The organism is Paenibacillus lemnae (assembly GCF_012933385.1).
Taxonomy (GTDB): Bacteria; Bacillota; Bacilli; order Paenibacillales; family Paenibacillaceae; genus Paenibacillus_AQ; species Paenibacillus_AQ lemnae.
In genome coordinates this window covers 1-18,814 of the sequence record NZ_JABBPN010000009.1, presented here as the reverse complement: position 1 = coordinate 18,814, position 18,814 = coordinate 1, and the positions used below count along the sequence as shown (strand labels likewise).

At 49.5% G+C, this 18,814-nt stretch carries 21 protein-coding genes and 2 pseudogenes; 17 read left to right on the top strand and 6 right to left on the bottom strand.

Going from position 1 to position 18,814, the window contains the following annotated elements; translation table 11 throughout:
- Both HII30_RS11170 and HII30_RS11165 read left to right on the top strand, forming a co-directional pair.
- On the top strand, nucleotides 1-1,017 hold the full coding sequence (locus HII30_RS11170) for an NADP-dependent oxidoreductase (protein WP_169505114.1): 1,017 nt from the start codon (nucleotides 1-3) through the stop codon (nucleotides 1,015-1,017).
- A gap of 129 nt (nucleotides 1,018-1,146) precedes the next feature.
- Nucleotides 1,147-2,583, top strand: coding sequence for an MASE4 domain-containing protein (locus HII30_RS11165; RefSeq protein WP_169505113.1), 1,437 nt, complete (start codon nucleotides 1,147-1,149; stop codon nucleotides 2,581-2,583).
- A gap of 107 nt (nucleotides 2,584-2,690) precedes the next feature.
- Here HII30_RS11165 and HII30_RS11160 read toward each other — a convergent pair whose 3' ends face one another.
- The gene (locus HII30_RS11160) at nucleotides 2,691-3,188 is read right to left on the bottom strand and encodes a CcdC family protein (protein WP_343045096.1); all 498 of its coding nucleotides are present in this window, start codon (nucleotides 3,186-3,188) and stop codon (nucleotides 2,691-2,693) included.
- A 217-nt stretch (nucleotides 3,189-3,405) separates the two neighbouring features.
- Between HII30_RS11160 and HII30_RS11155 the strand changes: the two genes are divergently transcribed.
- From HII30_RS11155 to HII30_RS11145, 3 genes are all read left to right on the top strand, one after another.
- Nucleotides 3,406-3,600 (top strand): hypothetical protein, encoded by a 195-nt coding sequence (locus tag HII30_RS11155; protein ID WP_169505112.1) that lies wholly within the window; start codon nucleotides 3,406-3,408, stop codon nucleotides 3,598-3,600.
- Nucleotides 3,601-3,750: 150 nt separating this feature from the next.
- Nucleotides 3,751-4,281 carry a sigma-70 family RNA polymerase sigma factor gene (locus tag HII30_RS11150; protein WP_169505111.1) on the top strand — a complete coding sequence of 177 codons (531 nt, stop codon included), beginning with the start codon at nucleotides 3,751-3,753 and terminating at the stop codon, nucleotides 4,279-4,281.
- Nucleotides 4,274-5,647 carry a DUF4179 domain-containing protein gene (locus tag HII30_RS11145; protein ID WP_169505110.1) on the top strand — a complete coding sequence of 458 codons (1,374 nt, stop codon included), beginning with the start codon at nucleotides 4,274-4,276 and terminating at the stop codon, nucleotides 5,645-5,647. Before HII30_RS11150 ends, HII30_RS11145 begins: the two co-directional genes overlap by 8 nt.
- Nucleotides 5,648-5,726: 79 nt before the next feature.
- On the opposite strand, the gene HII30_RS11140 is transcribed toward HII30_RS11145, so the two are convergent.
- Together HII30_RS11140 and HII30_RS11135 are read right to left on the bottom strand one after the other, a co-directional pair.
- Nucleotides 5,727-6,173 (bottom strand): hypothetical protein, encoded by a 447-nt coding sequence (locus tag HII30_RS11140; protein WP_246246297.1) that lies wholly within the window; start codon nucleotides 6,171-6,173, stop codon nucleotides 5,727-5,729.
- Nucleotides 6,174-6,304: 131 nt separating this feature from the next.
- Nucleotides 6,305-6,673: a cytochrome-c oxidase gene (locus HII30_RS11135; RefSeq protein WP_169505109.1), complete on the bottom strand. Its 369-nt coding sequence runs from the start codon at nucleotides 6,671-6,673 to the stop codon at nucleotides 6,305-6,307.
- Nucleotides 6,674-6,845: 172 nt separating this feature from the next.
- Here HII30_RS11135 and HII30_RS11130 point away from each other — a divergent pair, with 172 nt between their 5' ends.
- From HII30_RS11130 to HII30_RS11105, 6 genes are all read left to right on the top strand, one after another.
- On the top strand, nucleotides 6,846-7,910 hold the full coding sequence (locus HII30_RS11130; RefSeq protein WP_169505108.1) for a lactonase family protein: 1,065 nt from the start codon (nucleotides 6,846-6,848) through the stop codon (nucleotides 7,908-7,910).
- Between the two features lie 79 nt (nucleotides 7,911-7,989).
- On the top strand, nucleotides 7,990-8,640 hold the full coding sequence (locus HII30_RS11125; RefSeq protein ID WP_169505107.1) for an HAD-IA family hydrolase: 651 nt from the start codon (nucleotides 7,990-7,992) through the stop codon (nucleotides 8,638-8,640).
- A 222-nt stretch (nucleotides 8,641-8,862) separates the two neighbouring features.
- Nucleotides 8,863-9,939: a sulfate ABC transporter substrate-binding protein gene (locus HII30_RS11120; protein ID WP_169505106.1), complete on the top strand. Its 1,077-nt coding sequence runs from the start codon at nucleotides 8,863-8,865 to the stop codon at nucleotides 9,937-9,939.
- Nucleotides 9,940-9,980: 41 nt separating this feature from the next.
- A complete protein-coding gene (gene cysT, locus HII30_RS11115) occupies nucleotides 9,981-10,823 on the top strand; it encodes a sulfate ABC transporter permease subunit CysT (protein WP_169505105.1) in 843 nt (280 codons plus the stop codon).
- A gap of 28 nt (nucleotides 10,824-10,851) precedes the next feature.
- Nucleotides 10,852-11,715 (top strand): sulfate ABC transporter permease subunit CysW, encoded by an 864-nt coding sequence (gene cysW, locus HII30_RS11110; RefSeq protein WP_169505104.1) that lies wholly within the window; start codon nucleotides 10,852-10,854, stop codon nucleotides 11,713-11,715.
- A 107-nt stretch (nucleotides 11,716-11,822) separates the two neighbouring features.
- Nucleotides 11,823-12,047 carry a DUF2292 domain-containing protein gene (locus tag HII30_RS11105; RefSeq protein WP_169505103.1) on the top strand — a complete coding sequence of 75 codons (225 nt, stop codon included), beginning with the start codon at nucleotides 11,823-11,825 and terminating at the stop codon, nucleotides 12,045-12,047.
- 60 nt (nucleotides 12,048-12,107) lie between these two features.
- Here the strand turns inward: HII30_RS11105 and HII30_RS11100 are convergent, their stop codons facing one another.
- The 3 genes from HII30_RS11100 to HII30_RS11090 form a co-directional block, all read right to left on the bottom strand.
- Nucleotides 12,108-12,623 carry a DUF4188 domain-containing protein gene (locus HII30_RS11100; protein ID WP_169505102.1) on the bottom strand — a complete coding sequence of 172 codons (516 nt, stop codon included), beginning with the start codon at nucleotides 12,621-12,623 and terminating at the stop codon, nucleotides 12,108-12,110.
- 295 nt (nucleotides 12,624-12,918) lie between these two features.
- Nucleotides 12,919-13,557, bottom strand: a complete 639-nt coding sequence (locus tag HII30_RS11095) for a TetR/AcrR family transcriptional regulator (protein ID WP_169505101.1) — start codon at nucleotides 13,555-13,557, stop codon at nucleotides 12,919-12,921.
- Between the two features lie 176 nt (nucleotides 13,558-13,733).
- Nucleotides 13,734-14,660, bottom strand: a complete 927-nt coding sequence (locus tag HII30_RS11090; protein ID WP_211184549.1) for a hypothetical protein — start codon at nucleotides 14,658-14,660, stop codon at nucleotides 13,734-13,736.
- A gap of 704 nt (nucleotides 14,661-15,364) precedes the next feature.
- Here HII30_RS11090 and HII30_RS11085 point away from each other — a divergent pair.
- The 6 genes and pseudogenes from HII30_RS11085 to HII30_RS11065 all read left to right on the top strand — a co-directional run.
- On the top strand, nucleotides 15,365-15,571 hold the full coding sequence (locus HII30_RS11085; RefSeq protein ID WP_169505100.1) for a helix-turn-helix transcriptional regulator: 207 nt from the start codon (nucleotides 15,365-15,367) through the stop codon (nucleotides 15,569-15,571).
- Complete coding sequence (locus HII30_RS21830; protein WP_281363472.1) at nucleotides 15,571-15,702, top strand: hypothetical protein; 132 nt, start codon at nucleotides 15,571-15,573, stop codon at nucleotides 15,700-15,702. The genes HII30_RS11085 and HII30_RS21830 overlap by 1 nt, the downstream gene beginning before the upstream one ends.
- Entirely contained in the window at nucleotides 15,686-16,444 is a 759-nt protein-coding gene (locus tag HII30_RS11080; protein WP_169505099.1) for a uracil-DNA glycosylase, read from the top strand. The genes HII30_RS21830 and HII30_RS11080 overlap by 17 nt, the downstream gene beginning before the upstream one ends.
- Nucleotides 16,445-16,747: 303 nt before the next feature.
- Nucleotides 16,748-17,773 (top strand): M48 family metalloprotease, encoded by a 1,026-nt coding sequence (locus HII30_RS11075; protein ID WP_169505098.1) that lies wholly within the window; start codon nucleotides 16,748-16,750, stop codon nucleotides 17,771-17,773.
- 252 nt (nucleotides 17,774-18,025) lie between these two features.
- A pseudogene (locus tag HII30_RS21615) lies at nucleotides 18,026-18,202 on the top strand (YHYH domain-containing protein); the annotation flags it as partial.
- A gap of 267 nt (nucleotides 18,203-18,469) precedes the next feature.
- A pseudogene (locus tag HII30_RS11065) lies at nucleotides 18,470-18,814 on the top strand (IS21 family transposase); the annotation flags it as partial.

The window sequence follows — 18,814 nt, the reverse complement described above, 5'->3', positions numbered from 1 at the left end:
ATGTCTGTGAATGAAAAAATTGTACTGGTGAAGCGTCCGGAAGGTATGCCGGGCAGCGCGGATTTCGAATTCAAGGAAGAACCGCTTCCCGTCCCGCAAGCGGGAGAGGTATTGGTACGGACCCTTTATATATCGGTGGATCCATACATGAGAGGACGTATGAGTGCAGCTAAAAGCTATGCCGAGCCTTACCCCATCGGCGAAGTGATTATGGGCGGCAGCATCGGCCAAATCATGGAGTCTGCCGATCCGCAGTGGAAGGAAGGCGATATTGTCGCCGGACTGTGGGGATGGCAGCGTTATGCTGCAGCATCGACAGAATCCCTGCGCCGAATTGATCCGGATCTGGCTCCGGTTTCTACAGCACTGGGCGTGCTGGGCATGACCGGGCTTACAGCTTATTTTGGATTGCTGGATATCGGCAAGCCTCAGGAAGGTGAGACCGTGGTGGTATCCGGAGCTGCCGGAGCCGTTGGGATGATTGTCGGACAAATCGCGAAGATTAAAGGAGCGAGAGTGGTCGGTATTGCCGGCTCAGACAGCAAAAATGACTATTTGACCAAGGAACTGGGCTTTGATGCGGCGCTCAACTACCGGACGGAAAAAGATTTGAAAGCTGCGCTGGAGATGGCATGTCCGAACGGTGTGGATGTGTATTTTGACAATGTGGGCGGCGAAATTTCAGATGACGTGCTGTCGCTCCTGAACCCGAATGCACGGATTCCGATCTGCGGCCAAATTGCACTGTACAATCTGGAGAAGCCGGATAACGGTCCACGGATGCAGACGGCCCTCTTGAAAAATACGGCCCTGATGAAAGGTTTTCTCGTCGGGCAGTATGCAAAGGACTTTGGCAAGGCACTGCCCGAGCTGGCAGGCTGGATCCAGAGCGGACAGCTGCAGTATGCGGAGAACATCGTAGACGGATTCGAGAACACGATTGAAGCATTCCTCGGGCTGTTCAGCGGTGATAACCTCGGCAAACAGCTCGTTAAGGTCAGTGAGATGACAAAGTAGGTACTCCGGGTAATTTTTTTAGGTAAATCGACATTTTTTTCATCATAATAGTTGTCATCTGGGAGCAAATCTACTAATGTAGATAATTGGTAATTCCTAAATGACATGAAGAAAGTGCGGTTGTTTATTATGCCTAAATCTCTAACTCCAACAGATACCCATCAATTACTGCATATCCCATCCAGCAGCACGCATAAGCGTGCTGCTATTTGTGTGGCCATTTTCTTATTTATCGTATCGATGCTGATTCTGCCGTTCGGGGAAAGGATGCTTCCGGAGGTCAAACCCTTTCTTCCGGCATTCATCGCCTGGTTTCTGTTCGGTGATTTTATGACGGCATATCTGCTGTACAGTCAGTTCAGGGCGGCGCGGTCCATGTCCCTGCTGGTGCTGTCATGTACATACCTGTATACCGCTCTGATTACGCTTCCGCATATTCTCACATTTCCGGGGGTATTCTCGGATACCGGACTCATCGGTGCGGGAGATCAGAGCGCGGTGTGGCTATGGGTGCTGTGGCATGGCGGGTTTCCGGCTGGCATCATGCTCTACGTATGGACGAGCTGGAAGACGTCTGCTCCTTTGAAGCCTCGAGGACTGGGAAGGAAGGGAGCCGCGGCCATCATGGTCGTCCTAGGGATCGTTCTGGGAGCTTATCTGCTTGTGACGCTGGGTAATGATGTCCTGCCCCGGATTATTCAGAAGGGGAATTTCCGGGCACTGCTGGATTCCGGCATCGGGCCGGTCGTATGGATGCTCAATATGCTTGCACTGGTGCTTCTGCTTGTGGTGCACCGCGGGCGCAGTGTGCTTCATTTATGGTTAACGGTAGCGGTGTTCGTGTTTCTGCTGGACGTAACCTTGACGTTATTCTCCGGAGCAAGATACAGCCTGGGGTGGTATGCAGCCCGGACGAACTCCCTGATCTCCGCTACCGTCGTCATCTGCTCGCTGATGTATGAAGTGAACAAGCTGTACATCCGGATGGTGAAGAACCGGGAGCAGCTGCTTTCTTCCCGGCAGCGCCTGGAGGAGGCGAATGAGCAGCTGACCCGGCTGTCTGAAATGGATGGTCTGACAGAGATCCCGAATCGGCGGGCTTTTGATGATAAGCTGAGTGAAGCTATGAAAAGTTCTGCAGCCGGCTCATATCCTGCAGCGCTGCTGCTGGTGGATGTAGACTATTTCAAGGCATATAACGATCACTACGGCCATCTGGGCGGAGACGCTGTACTGAAAGAAGTGGCCGCTGCGCTGGAACAGACTGCTTCTGCCTCATCTCTTGCATCGGCTTACCGTTATGGCGGTGAGGAATTTGCGGTCATTATGAAAGAGGCAGGGCCAGAGGAAGCGGCTGCGCTCGGAGAGCAAATCCGGGAAGCGGTAGCCCGGCTGCAGATTTCGCATGAACATTCGCAGGTGAGTCCCCATGTTTCGGTCAGTATCGGTGTCCACAGCCGCATCGTCCGGGACGGAGAGACAGGCCAGCAGCTGGTAGATCAGGCGGATCGCGCGCTGTACCGGGCAAAGGAAGCGGGACGGAACCGCGTAGAAATCAATGGATAGCGAAGATGCGTACATAGGAATTGAACAAAAAAACCGTTCCTTCGTCCATGGATCATCCATCGGAGTGAGGGAACGGTTTTTACATGCAGGCTTATCAAGCCGGCAGATCAGGCAGCCGGGTTGGGTCCGGTAATGTGGACATACTGCCTGTACATCGACACGCGCCAGTGGGTGATCATACCGTAGGCGAGCAGGAAGAACAAGGCGCCGGTCTGCGGGATCGAAATGTGCTGTTCAATGTAACCATGCAGCAGAAGGCGGACGGTGAGCAGCCCTAGTAAAATAAAGACAAAGCCGCGTGAGCGCTGGATAAATACCTGCCCGTCCACAAGCTGGAATTTGGTGCCGCGAATGAGTGGATAGGAGAAAATAAACCAGCCGATCAAAAACGAAATAATTCCCCACAATACGGGAATACGCACTTCCGGGACGACAAACATGAGAAACCCGGTCGTCATGCCTAGCGGAGGAATAATAATCTTGCGTACCGTAACCGGACGGTGGCTGGCTTTTACTCGTATGAAAATAGCAGTCAGTGCCATGACCAGCATGGCGATCGTCGAACCTATTTGAAGAATTGGGGAGTTCAGATCCAGATGAACCACAATTCAAGACCTCTTTCCTTCAGTAATGTCACAAAATCTATGCCTACATGATTATACCATATAACCTCGCATGACAACATGAACGCCTCATTTGAAATGTATAAAATATTAATATTTTTCCATATTTTGAGTGCAATTTCTTGGCTGTTGAGTTAACATAAAGTTAATAAAGAGACAGGAGTCGACAGAGAAACTAGAACAAAGGAGGCAGATCAAGATGCAGTGGTACAAACGAATGTTTCTGTTTCTCATCATGTACGGGTTCTCGGTTTATCTATTGTATATTGCCGCCCTCTATGCGCCGTATCTGCTGCCTGTCATCTGGTTTACTGCTCTGACCCTGTTGATCTGCGGATTGTGTTATGTCTTTTGCCAGCATCTATCTGACTCCCGGAAGAAACGAAGTCGTTAGCGCATAAGGGAACATGGAATACGAAATGGAGTTAGGGGCTGTCTTATGAGGCAGCCTCTTTATATTTCCTAAAATAACAAATCGTTTGTTAGCCGTAATTCGTCTTATATACAGAGACGGTTAACCAACAAGGGGAAAGGGGCCTCGGTTATGGAAGAGGTGGAACAAGACTTGGCTGCAGCGGCATGCCGGGGGGATGAGGCTGCGTTTCATGCGCTGGTTTCATCACAAAAGAGGAGGCTGTACGGCATCGCATACAGTTATCTGCATAATGAGAATGACGCGCTGGAAGTACTTCAGGAGACGGTGTGCCGGGCCTGGAGCCGGTGCGGAAGCCTGCGGAATCCGGAACATTTTGCATCCTGGCTGATCCGCATTTTGATCCACTGCTGTGTGGATGAGCAGAAGCGCAGACAGCGGATGGTTCCTTACAGTGAGATTCACGAGAAGGGAAAAGCGGAGATGGTGAGCGACAGCAAGCTGGATCTGGAGCGGGCGCTGAGCCGACTGAAGGAGAAGTACCGGCATGTGCTGATTCTTCGTTATTACGAGGATATGTCTGTGGCTGACATCGCCATGGTGCTGGATTGTCCGGAAGGAACCGTAAAAACCCGTCTGCGTCAGGGATTAAAATTGTTGAAGCACAAAATGGAGCCGGGAGGTGCGTTTCGTCATGCATAATCAGGAGGATCGTGTGCTGAAAGGATATATGGACGAGGTCCGGGCTAAAGCGGCGTCCATGCCGGATGATAAACTGGATGATGCCGTGCGGCAGGGAATAGAGAGGGGAAAGCTCTCACCATCACCGCGCCGGCGGAATAGAATTTTTACGGCCGCCGCTGTGCTGGCTGCAGCGGTTATTCTGCTTTGGAGCGGAGTATGGCAGCCCCAGGCTGAGCGCACGACTGGAGGGCCGTTTCCTCCGCTTACCGTGGATTTAAGTAAGAATCCGGAATTGAGCCAGTTTAATGAGAAGGGACTCATTCAGCCGGTCGGACGATCCACTGTGAAGGGAGACTACAAGTTGACGGTGGATGGTGTCATCGCTGGTTCCCAGCAGCTGAAGGTGCTGTATACCGTAGAGCATTCACTGAAAAAGCCGGTCATGGTGCTAGACACCATAATAAAGGACCCAGTGACAAATGAGCCTTATAAATCCAGCGCGGCATACGGAGGAGGCAATGCCATACCTGCTGGAATTCATTCGTTCGACGCGGATTATGTGTATGAAGAAAGCCAGGAGATCCCGGAGAATCTAATCTTAGAAGTCAAAATCGCGCCGTATTCTTCGGAGTTTCGTTATAGCCGGGATTTACCGGATGCCATTAACCTCGAGGTTTCGCTGAAGCTGGATCTGAAAACGTATCAAAAGCTGGTCCGCACGATCCCGATCCAACAGACGCTCGAAGTGGAGGGACAGAAGATTTTGATTCGGGAGGCGGTGTTATCGGCTGCAGGCATGGTTCTGAAGGTCACCGTGGATCCTGCAAATACGCTGGAGATAAAGGAAATGAACAATGTGTATCTCGAAGCGGTTAAGGGAGGGTTTCCAACATTGGTAAATAGTTGGTTAAGCTATTATCCTGATGACAAGGGGGAAGCCGATTACTACTTCAGAGGAGCAGCCTTATATGACACAGATTCCATTACATTGAAGGCTGTTGGATTAGAGGCCGTTGATCCTGAAAAGTTGAATGTTGTTGTAGATTTGAAGAAGGGCGAGCTGCTGGAGGTGCAGGTAGACGGTCTAGAATATGGTGGTCATCAGCTTGATCAGGACCGGGAAGGTAATGAGGTCAACACACTGACCTTTAACTATGTGAACAAAGATAAGGAATATGTCACAGCCATCCCGAGTTTTGAACGGCGTTTTGTTGATGGAGAGGGACATGTGCACGAAATGGGAGATTATATTTCGAGCGGTAGCATTAAAGAAGCCGTTATTTCACTTAAAATCGAACCGCTGGACTACCCGCAGCCGCTGACCTTCAGCTTGTACAGCTATCCCAACGTCCTGGAGAAGAAGATTGAGGTTCCAATTCAATAGCAGCAAAAAGCACGTGCCCCGTTATCAAGGGCACGTGCTTTTTTGGTGACGACGGATTTCAAATCTCGCGATCGCGCGGTTACTCTTTCTCAACTTGTCCCGGCGGCTTCTTCTTCAGCTCAGACCTCACGGCTGGCGGGACGGGTACGCCCCTGGCATCCAACAGCTCAATCAGCGTCTTAGGCACACCGTTTAGCAGCAGCCATTGACGCAGCGTCTCGATGGCACGGATATGGCCGCTGCCTTCGTCGCGCCAGGTGAGCAGCTCCACGACCTTGATTACGAGCGACATCAGCTCCACCTGAGCCTTTTCTGTTTTTTCTGCACGAAGCTTTTGATAGGCGGCTTCTTTCTCCCAGTCCAGCAAAATCTCATCACCGATCGTCGGTTTCATCAGTGTATATTCGTAAAAACAGCCCGGGCACTGCACATGGGCGAGCTGTTCGTGGTTAAAGCTGATTTCAACGGTCTCGCTGCACTGTCTGCAAGGGAAACGGACTTGAATGGCTGATTGAATGTCCATCATGTATAAAGCCTCCTTGGGTTGTACATCACTACTTCATGTGTGATGAATACTGTTTACCCAAACTTTCAGTGAGAGACCCACTACATGGAGATAAGATTCATTATGGGTGATACGGCGATGGTTGTCGATGATCAGGAAGATTTCACATGGGCAAATACATTGTACACAAAGGAAATGATCCCGATCGTTACGGCTGTTCCGCCAATAGCAATCACAGGCTCCATGCCTTCTACGCCAGAGTTTAGGAGGATCAGACCGATCATCATGACAGGCAGTCCCAGATTATGAAGCCAGAAATGAATTTTACCCGCTGTGGAGCCACCCGCCTGCGGAAAGAGATGGTAAACCACGCCAGCAAGTCCCAGTGACGCCCACCCCAGCAAATTGACGTGAGCATGCACAGAGCTAAGCGCAAAATCATGTGACATGGACATAAACATCCCCAAACCGACACCAATGATAAAATAAACTGCTGCAATCTGAATCAACCTTACTCCCATGAACATCCTCCTTTTAAAAGGTTACTATCCATGTTATATGTCAGGGTTGGCGCAGTATGCGAATTTGGACACAGAACAGGAAACTTTTGCAAAAATAAACCGGAAGAAGAGATAATCACCATAGGCGGTTGGGTAATAGAGTAAGAGTCAAAAATAAGAGGGAGTGTGCGGGATGGCGGAAGAGAATAAAAACAATGTCTATTTTTATATAGGTACCTATGGTCCTCAGGAAGAGGAGGGCATTCACCTGGCATCGCTGGATCGGGAAAGTGGCGAGATGTCGCTCCTGCATGGCGTTTCGGGCATCGAGAATGCGACATTTCTGAACTGGGATGAGCTGAATCGTGTGCTGTACGCGGTCAGTGAAAAAGAAAATAGTGAGGTGGTCGCTTACACGGCTGATCCGGAAACACACCAGTTGACCGTTTTGAATCGGAAAGATACCGATTCTTCAGGAACATGCCATCTCTCGCGCTCGGGCGACGGGAAATATCTGTTCACGACGGGATATGGCGACGGTGGCGTTACGGTGCTGGAGCTTCAGGAGAACGGCAGGCTCGGCGAGATTGCATCCCTGATCCGTCACAGTGGAAAAGGGGCGCGTGAAGACCGTCAGTCGGAAGCCCATCCGCATTCGGTATTTCATGATCCGAACCGGGAATTTGTGATCGTGTGCGACCTGGGGATGGACAGTATCAATCTGTACCGCCTCAAGGAAGGCAAGCTGGTTACACACCGGGAAGTCATCATGCCGCCGGGAGCGGGACCGCGTCATGTGACTTTTCACCCGAATGGCAAATGGATGTATGCCGTGAATGAGCTCAATAACACCATTACGTTCTTTGCCTATGATTCCACCTTTGGTGATTTGAAGACACGGCAGCATATCTCTACCCTGCCATCCGGTGTTGTGATGGAGGACAGTACGGCAGCCCAGCTGGCGATCTCTCCGTGCGGCCGCTTCCTGTATGCATCCAACCGTGGTCATGACAGCATTGTTCAAATGAACATTAATCCGGAAACCGGGATGCTGGAAGCTGTCAATTGGGTTCCATCCGGCGGAAAGAACCCGCGGCATTTTCATATGGTTCCTGGCGGATATCTGCTTTCTGCCAACCAGGACAGCAACTGTATCGTGTCTTACCAAATCAATAAGGAAACCGGCGGACTGAAGGAAACCGGATTTTCGCTGGAGGTCCCTCGTCCTGTATGCATCTGCCCGGTTGAGAAGCCATAGCCGCCTGATGCTCCGCAGGAAATGACCGCCCATGTGTCGAACCTCTTCTGTAAGCAGGGACAGGGAGGGAAGAGACATCATGTATAAAGTAATGGTGGTCGATTTTAACGGGACATTGGCGGAGAGTAAATATGCGGTCATCCAATTGATGAACGGACTGGCTGACAAATATGGGTATCAGAAAATCCGGGATGAGGACGTGGAGCGGATGGCCTCGATGCCGATCCGTGAACGGCTGAAGTTTATGAAGTGTCCCATGTACAAACTGCCTTGGCTGATGCGGGACGTCAAACAAGGCTACAAGGAAGCGGCCATTACGCTGAATCTGGTGCCTGGTACGGCTCAGGTTCTTGCAGCGGCAAAGGAAAGCGGGCTGACCCTGGGTGTTCTCTCTTCGAACAGTGAAGAGAACATCCGGGGATTTTTTGATAATCATCATATTCATGAATACTTTGATTTCGTCTATACTGCCAAAAGCATTTTCGGCAAGGATAAGGCCTTGAAAAGGCTCATCCGTCAGCATGGATACGCTGCACATGAGATCCTTTATGTAGGGGACGAGCTGCGGGATGCGGTGGCTTGCCAGAAGGCGGGCGTAGATTGTGCACTGGTGACGTGGGGATATGATACAGAGGAACTGCTTCGGCAAGGGCAGCCCAGGTATATGGTGAGAACACCGCAGGAACTTCAGGATCTGATGCTCATGAAAAAAACTTCGTCAGATGCATAAAAAAACGTTTGACAAACCCCGGGGTATGTCATTACAATACCTATAACATACTAAACAGGTAGGAATTATATAATTTGTTCTCACCGTAAAAACGGAGGAACCTTTTTGGAAACAGCAGACACGGCTATGCCATGCCGGTTTGACTGCAGCCTTAAGGTGTCCTCTGTTTTTTTTCTGCCTGAAAGACAGATGGTCCATGATAAAAAAAGGGGAGTGGATGTTATGAAAAACAATGGTAAACGCAGTGTATTCCTGGGGTTAGCGATGATGCTCGCAGTATCTTTGACTGCTTGCGGCGGCGGGGGGACTAAGCAGGTTGAAGCGGAAACCGGGACTGGAAATGCGAAGAGCACAGAGAGCAAAACGGTCGAGCTGCTGAATGTATCCTATGATCCGACTCGCGAGCTGTATGAAAGCTATAACAAGGCATTTGCCCAGTATTGGGAAAAAGAAAGCGGCCAAAAGGTGACGTTCAAGCAATCCCACGGGGGGTCAGGTAAACAGAGCCGTTCCGTCATTGACGGTCTGGAAGCCGATGTTGTCACCCTTGCCCTCGGTTATGATATTGATGCCATCCGTCAGTCGGGACTGATTCAGGGAGGCTGGGAGAGCAAATTTGAGCATAACAGCTCCCCTTATACATCCACAATTGTATTTTTGGTCAGAAAAGGAAATCCGAAAAATATTAAAGACTGGCCGGATCTGATCCAGGAAGGCGTGGAAGTGATCACTCCGAATCCGAAGACCTCCGGCGGTGCGCGCTGGAATTACCTGGCTGCGTGGGGATACGCCCTGAAAGCGAACAATCAGGATGAGTCCAAGGCCCAGGAATTTGTCAAAGAGCTGTTTACGCACGTACCGGTTCTGGACAGCGGAGCTCGCGGAGCGACAACGACGTTCGTAGAACGCGGTATCGGTGATGTGCTGCTGGCCTGGGAGAATGAGGCTTACCTGTCCATCAACGAGCTGGGACCCGATAAATTTGAAATCGTGAATCCCTCGGTCAGCATCCTGGCAGAGCCGCCGGTTGCAATTGTGGACAAAAATGTAGACAAACGCGGAACGCGGGAGACGGCAGAAGCCTATCTGAAGTACCTGTACAGTGAAGAAGGGCAGAAGATTGCTGCTGAGAACTATTACCGCCCGACGCTGCAGTCCGTCGCGGATCAATTTAAAGACCAGTTCCCGGCCATTGAACTGTTTACATTGAAGGATGTGTTTGGTACGTGGGGGGAAACCCAGGAGAAGCATTTTAACGATGGCGGTATTTTTGATCAAATTTATGTACCGGGAAGCTGATCAGCGACAAGAAAGCTGAAGGCAGGAAAGGATGATTAAGGATGTCAAGTCTCCATATCAGACGCAAGAAACAGCGAAACGTGCTTCCAGGCTTCGGGATTGGAATGGGGTTTACGGTATTTTACTTAAGTCTCGTTGTACTGCTCCCATTATCCGCCCTGCTGCTGAATTATACGGGACTAACCTGGGAGAAATTCTGGAGTGTGGCGAGCGATCCGAGAGTGCTGGCCTCCTACAGGGTGAGCCTCGGTACGGCGGCACTGGCGGGCCTGCTGGATACGGTGCTGGGATTGCTGCTGGCATGGGTGCTGGTCCGATATGACTTCCCCGGAAAAGGGATCTGGGACGCGCTGATTGATCTGCCATTTGCGCTGCCGACAGCGGTGGCCGGTGTGGCACTGACCGCGATCTATTCCCAAAACGGCTGGATCGGCTCTATTCTGGAGCCGCTGGGTATCAAGGCGGCTTTCAGCCCGCTGGGGATTACGCTGGCGCTGATGTTTATCGGTATTCCGTTCGTCGTTCGGACCGTGCAGCCTGTGCTTCAGGATGCCGAGCGGGATGCAGAGGAAGCGGCAGCAACGCTGGGAGCGGGACGATGGCGGACGTTTTGGACCGTGATCTTCCCGGTGCTGATTCCGTCCCTGCTGACGGGATTTGCGCTGGCTTTTGCGAGAGGCATTGGAGAGTACGGGTCTGTGGTGTTCATATCCGGCAATATGCCGATGAAAACCGAGATTGCCCCGCTGCTGATCATGTCCAAGCTGGAGCAGTTTGATTACGCCGGAGCAACAGCCGTGGCGCTGATCCTTCTGCTGATCTCCTTTGTCCTGCTCCTCGGTATCAATCTGCTGCAGAGATGGAGCCGGAAGGCGGCTAGATAGCTTTTCAAGGGGAAGGGGAGTCACAATTATGGCACATGGTGCTGTGTTAACACCGCTAAAGTCTCAAAAAAGCAATGCTGCACCGGCAGCTACAGAGCAGCGCTGGGTGCGATGGGTTCTGATTGGATTGGCAGGCCTGGTCCTGCTCTGGCTGATCATCCTTCCGCTCGCGATTGTGCTGAGTGAAGCGCTCAAAAAAGGATGGGGCGTATATATTGCAGCACTGTCTGACCCCGATGCCCTGTCAGCGCTGCGGCTCACGCTGCTGACTGCTGCAATCACGGTTCCGCTGAACACGATTTTTGGCGTCGTGGCCGCCTGGACCATCACCAAGTTCCGCTTCAAGGGCAAGGGACTGCTGGTCACACTGGTGGATCTGCCGTTTGCGGTATCGCCGGTGATCGGCGGCTTGATCTTTGTTCTGATTTTTGGACGGCAGGGATGGCTCGGTCCCTGGCTGGATAGCCATGATATTAAAATTATTTTTGCACTACCGGGGATCATCCTGGCTACATTGTTCATTACATTCCCGTTTGTAGTGAAGGAGCTGATCCCCTTGATGGAGGATCAGGGAACCGGGGAGGAGGAAGCTGCGGTTACCTTGGGCGCCAAGGGCTGGCAGGTCTTCTGGCAAGTAACCCTGCCCAACATTAAATGGGGACTGCTGTACGGTATTATTCTATGTAATGCAAGGGCGATGGGAGAGTTCGGAGCGGTTTCTGTCGTCTCGGGCCATATCCGCGGTGAAACGAATACACTGCCGCTGCATGTCGAAATTTTGTATAATGAGTACCAGTTTCAGGCTTCCTTTGCGGTGTCTTCACTCCTGCTGCTGCTGGCACTAGTTACCCTGCTGCTGAAAAACTGGTTTTCGCGAAAAAGTACCCATTGACAGTAGGAAAGGGCACATGCTAAGTTAAATTCACACTAATCGGGTTGGAATAGGGTGTAATAGTTTATAATAAAACAGGGCGTGAGCCCGGATGGGAGGCGGTAGCGGTGGTGAAGCCATTGAAGGTTGATGAAGCATGGCTTGAACGCATAGCGGGCCTGCTGGACGACATGGAGTTTGGTTCACTTCATATCGTCGTACATGAAGGACAGATTGTACAGATGGAGCGAACGGAACGCAAGCGGTTCGGGAATTCCCCGGCAAGCAGCCCGGCGGAGAAACCTGGCCGGCCCTCTGCCCGCCAGCAGCTTCCCCGATCTTCTGCCAAGTGAATCATAAGGAGCGCCAATCCTGACTGCCAATGCGGCAGCGGATGGCGCTCTTTTTTTAGTTTAAGACTGCTCCGGATCAGGCGGCGAGGGGATGGCTGGTGTGCTGTGGCGTCCAAGCCTTTGCCCTGCGGTTTCTCTGCGGCCGGTGGCGGGGAGGTGGCTGCCCGCTGCGGCAAGACCGTAAACAGGCATATTGTTATACATGGCTTCGTACTGTCCTTTGCTGACGAGATAAGACTCATGATAGATGCCGACGCTGCCATCCGTGCCGATCTTGCGGTTGAAGTTTTTCCAGGCTGTCAGATGCTTCTCGCCATGCCGGGCATAATGCTCCAGTTCCTCGAAAGAACGCCAGTATTGAATAACCGTCGCCCCGCGCGGGGAGAGATGGAAGGTGCCGTTCAGGAAGCCCAGCTCCTTGTTCTGGTACAGCTCGGATATCATCGGACCCATCGCTTGAAATACAGGCAGCCACTTATGTACAGCCCACAGCTTGTTAATCCGCATTCCGATAATAAATACGACAAACGAATCTTCCATTTCGGCCGTGTACCGGCCAGCAATCACGTGACTCATTATGAGCCCCTCCTTCGGATAATTCCACAAAACTAACTCAATTATAGACTGAAGTTAAAAGTTACCGTTCTGGTTGGCTGCGATGGCAAGTGTTCTTACACCCGCTGTTGCCTCCAAAATGCTTGGAATTGTAATCAAAGGTGACATTTTGGAGGCAAGCTTATGCTTTCGTTGCTAGCTTTCCTTCGGAAAGCTTTTAGGCGGACGCTGACGCTTCTCCAGAATCACTTGTCACCTCCGCTATAGAAGGGTTGATCTTAAATTCATTCTATATAGCTCAGCTCAACCAAGTTTCTCAGTTCTTTTGCTCGATCAGGGATATCTGCCCTTCATAGAAGCTCATCACATCGTGGCTGGCATACAGCTGCGAAGTAAGGAATGCTCCGTAGAATGTCGTAAACAGAAAAGATACGGCTGTCTGATCAGTAATGTCAGGCCTCAGTCTGCCGTCTTCCCGGGCTTCGGCAATGCATTGCTGAAACAGCGCAAACATATTCGGAGACTCCGCGCCCTGGTCAACATGTTCCGGAAACAGAAGCAGCACTTCAGGCTGACTCAGCTCCGGCATTGCCGGATGCATGTTAACCTCGGACAAAAAGGCAATCAGACTTGGCATAATCCCCGGCTGCTCCCGAAATCCTTCGGCCACATTGCGGTACAGATGACGAACAGCCTGGAGACCTCGAAGCTGATCTGTACGAATTTCAATAATCCGGCGGGACAGCCACAGCCTCATATAATAAAGCAGAAGATCCTCCTTCTTCCGAAACAGATTGAAAAAGGTGACTTTGGAGACTTCGGCCTTCCGGCAGACGTCTTCCAGCATGACCTCACGAAACGTCTGTTTTTCGATGATCGACAGAAAGGCTTCGTAGAGGGCAATCCGGGTTTTGGCTTTTTTTAATTCGCGCAGGGGGACCTGGGATAATTCCATGTTACGCAGCTCCTATCGTGCGTTGCGTTAATTAAATTTAACTTATGTAAATAAATTTACTTGAGTTAAGCTAATGTGTCAAACGAATTGTGAGATCATTTGTATATATATGAAAAAAGCATGCTGAGATCAAGTCTCAGCATGCTTTGAAAGGATGAGATGGGCTGGAGCATGGTTTAACTGCGGCTCCGTTCTTTGTGTCCACGGCGCCTTGGTTTCAAAGGTTCCGGTTCAGCCGGCAGGGTCTGTTCATCGGCTGCCGGCTCCAACACCCGCTGTTGTTTAAAGTCGTTCAGCAGTTCCGGATGGCCTGCATAGGGCCGTTCTTTTCGGGCTGGAGCCGCATTAAACCAGAAGCCGGCCAGATAGAGCATGAGCTGTGTTGCGAGTGTAAAGATGGCAGCTTCGCGCCAGAACAACAACGGGAGCGCTGCTGCAGCAATCAAGGCATGCAGGACGTAGAACACCGCACTGGGCAGGCCGCGTCTGGCATCCATCGCGAGCCGGTAGACCGACAGCGTAGAAATCATGCAGGTGAGCCATACACACCATACTTCGGGTCTGGACCATCCTCCTGTCATCTTCAATTCGGTGATCAGGTTGAAGCACCACCATACGGCTGCTGCAAACACCAGGCCGGGCACTGCCGGTTTGAGCAGGAGCCATAGTCCCAGCCCGAATCCGGGAGCTTCCACACGCCGCAGCAGCTCGCTGCGTTCCCGCACCAGCCCGTTCATCTCCCGTTCCAGACTTTCGCTTAACAGCGGGAGTCTGGACGGGTCCCGATCCCGCAAATACGCGTTGATCTGCTCCAGGAGGCTCTCCGTTAGACGGTCAGCAGCCTTGCACTCCAGCAGCAGAGTCGTTAACTGATGTTCCGTCAGCGGCTCCAGCTGCCGGGATGATGCGGCTGCAAGCGGACCGGCAAGCTGGGTGTACAGCGTCAAAGACTGCCGGATCCTCTCCAGGACTTCCATTCGTGCGGTCTGAAGCCGGGAAGAGGAATATATGTATAAACCGAGGAAAACAGCCGCAGCCAGCAGCACTGCAAGCAGACCTTCCATTGAGCCGAAAATATTCTCGATCCACGCCGCAAGGGACAAGCCGATCCCTCCTTCAATATTCTACTTTTCACTATTGCACAAGAAGGAAGTTATTTCAAGGCGGGCACCTCATAGCTATGCATTTTATAGGGCTTCAAGGCGGCTGGCGCGAATCGGCTCAGTTGAAAGGTGCAGCGGCATCACGATCTTCTTAAAGATCGTGATGCCGCTGACGGTGCGAAATGAAAAAAAAAATGGGCGCGATCACCTGGGCATTCACCCTTGAATGGTTGAGGGAATGGTTGTATTATTTCCTTAGGGAAACATTTTTTCTTTAGGTAAAATTAATGTGGATAATGCAGACTTAAATATATAAGTAAAGGAGCGGCGGAAAAGATGGATCAAGCATCGTTAGCCAAAGGCCCGAAACAGCGGGTTAAGCTGACCACCCTTTATGTGCTGGTGCTGCTGCTGGCAGCATAGAGGAGTGGCCAGGCGGACGTGAATTGGTGAGTGAATGGTACGGGGGCTGCGAGACTGCGGGGACGAGGGCAGGGATAGGGACATGTACAGAAGTAGGGATGAAGTAAAGAAACAAAGTACAGAAACAAAGCACAGGGTAAACCGCGGGTTTGCCCTTTTTTAATAGGGATAAACATCCATCGGAAACAAATAAATTGTGCGAAATGCAAAGTTAACTTGACATTATATGCAAAGCTAACTATGCTAATTATGTAAAGTATACTTTGCAAGGGAGTGTTCCTTTGAAGACGAGAATTGCAGAGCTGCGGAAGCAGCATAAGTTGTCCCAGGAAGAGCTGGGACTGATTGTAGGAGTTACCCGGCAAACCATAACCTCTCTGGAACGGGGGAAATATACGGCGTCCCTTGTTCTTGCTTACAAAATTGCCAGGCATTTTGGACTTACGATTGAAGAGGTTTTTGATTTCAGCGAATTGGAGGAGTTGTAATGGAAACGTACAAAATGCAAATCAACACCCGCAAGAATCTACTTTCACTCGCTGCTGCTGTCATGCTGGTCATTTATGCAGGTCTTCTGTTGTACCGCGGAGGGATACTCCCGATTGGTTCAAAATGGTAAAAAGAGAGGGGCGATGGCGATGGGTGAGTGCGAGATTATCAAGGTGGTTCCAACGGTTGAGCGAAAAACCGTAAGTGTCAAAAGTTATTCTGAAGAAGGGGATTTTTGGCTTCACCCCGAGATGGCCGAGGAAGAGGAATTCGATCTCAAGGTCCATGAACTGGTCGATTGGCTGGCCAGACAGGAACTCCCCAATGTTGGGAACTTTTATGCCGATTCGAAGATGAGACAACTAAACTTAATCAAATACTTCAAGGCTTTGTTCTGGATCAAGCCGGATTTGATGTTTATCGGCGAAGCCCCCGGCATTCACGGCTGCGTCAAAACAGGCATTCCCTTTACGTCGGAACGGTTGATCCAGGACGGGCAACTGGACCGTTATTTCCTAGGTACCCGGTTTGACGCCGAAGGAAACAAGGCGGAGGGGTCCGCAACGGTCATCTGGCAGGCGATTGGTCGATTGTCCAAGCCCCCAGTCATGTGGAACGCGTTTCCGCTTCACCTAAGGAAAAAGGACGGAAAGAACCGGACGCCTACTACCTCTGAATTGAAGTGGGGAGCCTTTGCGCTAGGCAGAGTGCTTGAGTTATTCCCGGGAGTGGAAATTATTTCGATCGGTAAGAAAGCAGAGAGCGCGTGTGAAAAAGTCGGGGCTATAACATCGGGCCATTTAATTCACCCGGCTTATCATACAAACGAATTTCGTGAGCAATTTGATTCTCATTTCTTCAAGAGGGCATAAGTATGGATTTACATTATTGCTAACAAACTCTGCTCCGAAGCGGACTTCCACCATGTTCTCGCTTGGCAGATCCCACACGCGTATCCGGACGTCAAGATCAATTTTGAGGTTAAGTCACCCGGGACGCGGGTCTATCTTTATCTGGTTGTGATCCATACGGGCCAACGGACCGCAATCGAAGAGCTCAAAAAGAGATCAATAGATTATACTGCGTCAATGATGGCTATACAAATGATTATGATGGCAAAAATAAACAAACAATCTATTGAACTATATTATCTAAAATATAAATGAGGATGAAAAATGACAGATAAAGATTCAGTAAAGAAGAGATTTTTAAGTGAATTCTCAGGTGCAGTTGAAGATTGGGATATACATCTTTTGGAAGCTGGAGACGATGACGAGAAAAAACGCTACCAAAAAATTTTAGAAGAGCAGGAGGAGTACGGGAATATAAGAAACTATGGTTTAGGACGGGACCTTTGGTACAGCAACGACCATTATATTAACTTTCAGATACAGGATTTAATAGAGAATGCACAAGATGATACTGTTCTATACGAAGAGCTGAGAAAAGTTTGGGTTGGAAAAGTTAATAAACGAAAACCTAATGCAATGGCCATAAATATGGATGAAGAATTTGATGGCTATTTGATTACCATACATTTTGAAATGGATCTTGATCTTGAATTTCTCTCTCTGGTTGTTGCAAATTATTTGTGTGCTAGGCAGAGTAAGGATGATAGCGAAAGAAAGAAACTAGTTACAGAAATGACTACACTATTTTGTTACTTGCTTGATAAAGATTATTTTGTCAAACAAAATAAAGGTTCACTGGAAGTCGAGAAGGGTTCAGTATCCAATGTAATAGCATCTCAAATACTTGAAGCAAGTATGAAATTTGTTTTAGGTCATGAAATTGGTCATCATTTATTAAAACATACGGCCACAGATGGAAGAAATATTGTAAACAAATTCAAACCAATGATTTTAACTCATAATGCAATGCAATTAGACGAGTTTGCTGCCGATAATTTTGGATTTGATCTATTAGTTCGAGGCATGAATCCGCTAATTCCAAATCCTCATTTTTTAATCGCTCCATTAATTGTAATATTATTGCTTGCCATATATGATGAATCTCCCGAACAACCTAGTACGGATCATCCTTCATTAAGAGACAGATATCTAAATCTATTAAATAAGATTTCTGAATTTAATGAATACCTAGCAAATATCTATCAAGAAATTTTAAACGAAATAGCTTCATGGATACGTGATTACTTCAGTAACTTTATTCACTGGAGAACAGAATGGTGGAAGGTTTAGCAACACTTCCGAAGGAAAGATGAGGCGACAACGGACCAACATTTACAAAGCTTATGATGATGCAAAAAAAAGGTATGTCGGGGGACAAGAACTTGTACCGATTACCGGGGGGATATGATGAAAATATATTTATTTTACATCTTAATATGTGCTTCATTGTTGCCCTTTATTCTTAGCATTTAGTTTTATTCAGTTTAGTGTAATCAACAACTTATGTAAATTGTTTGGTTCATAATTCCAGGGGGAACTTATTTGAAAAAAACATTGCTGTTTCTATTAGTTCTGCTATTAATATTCTCTTCACAAGCAGCTGAAGCACACCCAGGCAGAACAGATAGTTCTGGTGGACATACTTGTCGAACGAACTGCGGCAAATGGGGATTGTCATCTGGAGAATATCACACTCATAACGGCGGATTATCATTTTCAGATGATGTTGAGTATCCAGATGATGAAGGGTCTTCATACGTCGAGGTACCCGAAATGACACAGGAACAACTTGAAGAAACATATGCTTCTTTAATCAAAGCGGGCCGTGACATTGGATATAAACACGGTGTTTATTGCATACTAAGAATGCCGAGAATCGCAGCGTAAAAATGCTCAAGTAGATGCAAAAATAAAGAGGCACTTGTCAGCACCACAATTTCCTCCTATCGTTAGGTTAGCGACAACTTGACGAAGGAGACTGGAAGGATGCTGAAAATGCCCCAGCAACAGTATATCAAATTTTTACGCGAAGCAGAAGGATTAACGGTGAGCGAAATTGCTAGACAGACGGGAGTTCATTGGCGAACAGCAAAGCGTTACGCAGACCAGGACAACTGGAATGAAAGCCTGGCTAAACGAAAAAGCAGCAGCCCGGTCATGGGCCCTCACATGGAGGTGGTCGATACCTGGCTAGAAGAGGACCGGCTGCTTCCACGCAAGCAGCGCCATACTGGGGTCCGGATCTTCCAAAGACTGAAAGAAGAGTATGCGTTTACGGGTGGACAACGTACGGTGTTAGCCTACGTGAAGAAGCGCAAGGGTGAAATGGAA

Excerpts from the sequence above, each read along its gene's own strand:
- HII30_RS11125 (WP_169505107.1), top strand. The coding sequence starts at position 7,990 with ATGTATAAAGTAATGGTGGTCGATTTTAACGGGACATTGGCGGAGAGT.
- HII30_RS11155 (WP_169505112.1), top strand. The coding sequence starts at position 3,406 with ATGCAGTGGTACAAACGAATGTTTCTGTTTCTCATCATGTACGGGTTC.
- HII30_RS11145 (WP_169505110.1), top strand. The coding sequence starts at position 4,274 with ATGCATAATCAGGAGGATCGTGTGCTGAAAGGATATATGGACGAGGTC.
- HII30_RS11170 (WP_169505114.1), top strand. The coding sequence starts at position 1 with ATGTCTGTGAATGAAAAAATTGTACTGGTGAAGCGTCCGGAAGGTATG.
- HII30_RS11140 (WP_246246297.1), bottom strand. The coding sequence starts at position 6,173 with ATGATGGACATTCAATCAGCCATTCAAGTCCGTTTCCCTTGCAGACAG.
- HII30_RS11130 (WP_169505108.1), top strand. The coding sequence starts at position 6,846 with ATGGCGGAAGAGAATAAAAACAATGTCTATTTTTATATAGGTACCTAT.
- HII30_RS11165 (WP_169505113.1), top strand. The coding sequence starts at position 1,147 with ATGCCTAAATCTCTAACTCCAACAGATACCCATCAATTACTGCATATC.
- HII30_RS11135 (WP_169505109.1), bottom strand. The coding sequence starts at position 6,673 with ATGGGAGTAAGGTTGATTCAGATTGCAGCAGTTTATTTTATCATTGGT.
- cysT (WP_169505105.1), top strand. The coding sequence starts at position 9,981 with ATGTCAAGTCTCCATATCAGACGCAAGAAACAGCGAAACGTGCTTCCA.
- HII30_RS11075 (WP_169505098.1), top strand. The coding sequence starts at position 16,748 with ATGACAGATAAAGATTCAGTAAAGAAGAGATTTTTAAGTGAATTCTCA.
- HII30_RS11150 (WP_169505111.1), top strand. The coding sequence starts at position 3,751 with ATGGAAGAGGTGGAACAAGACTTGGCTGCAGCGGCATGCCGGGGGGAT.
- HII30_RS11120 (WP_169505106.1), top strand. The coding sequence starts at position 8,863 with ATGAAAAACAATGGTAAACGCAGTGTATTCCTGGGGTTAGCGATGATG.
- HII30_RS21830 (WP_281363472.1), top strand. The coding sequence starts at position 15,571 with ATGGAAACGTACAAAATGCAAATCAACACCCGCAAGAATCTACTTTCA.
- HII30_RS11100 (WP_169505102.1), bottom strand. The coding sequence starts at position 12,623 with ATGAGTCACGTGATTGCTGGCCGGTACACGGCCGAAATGGAAGATTCG.
- cysW (WP_169505104.1), top strand. The coding sequence starts at position 10,852 with ATGGCACATGGTGCTGTGTTAACACCGCTAAAGTCTCAAAAAAGCAAT.
- HII30_RS11095 (WP_169505101.1), bottom strand. The coding sequence starts at position 13,557 with ATGGAATTATCCCAGGTCCCCCTGCGCGAATTAAAAAAAGCCAAAACC.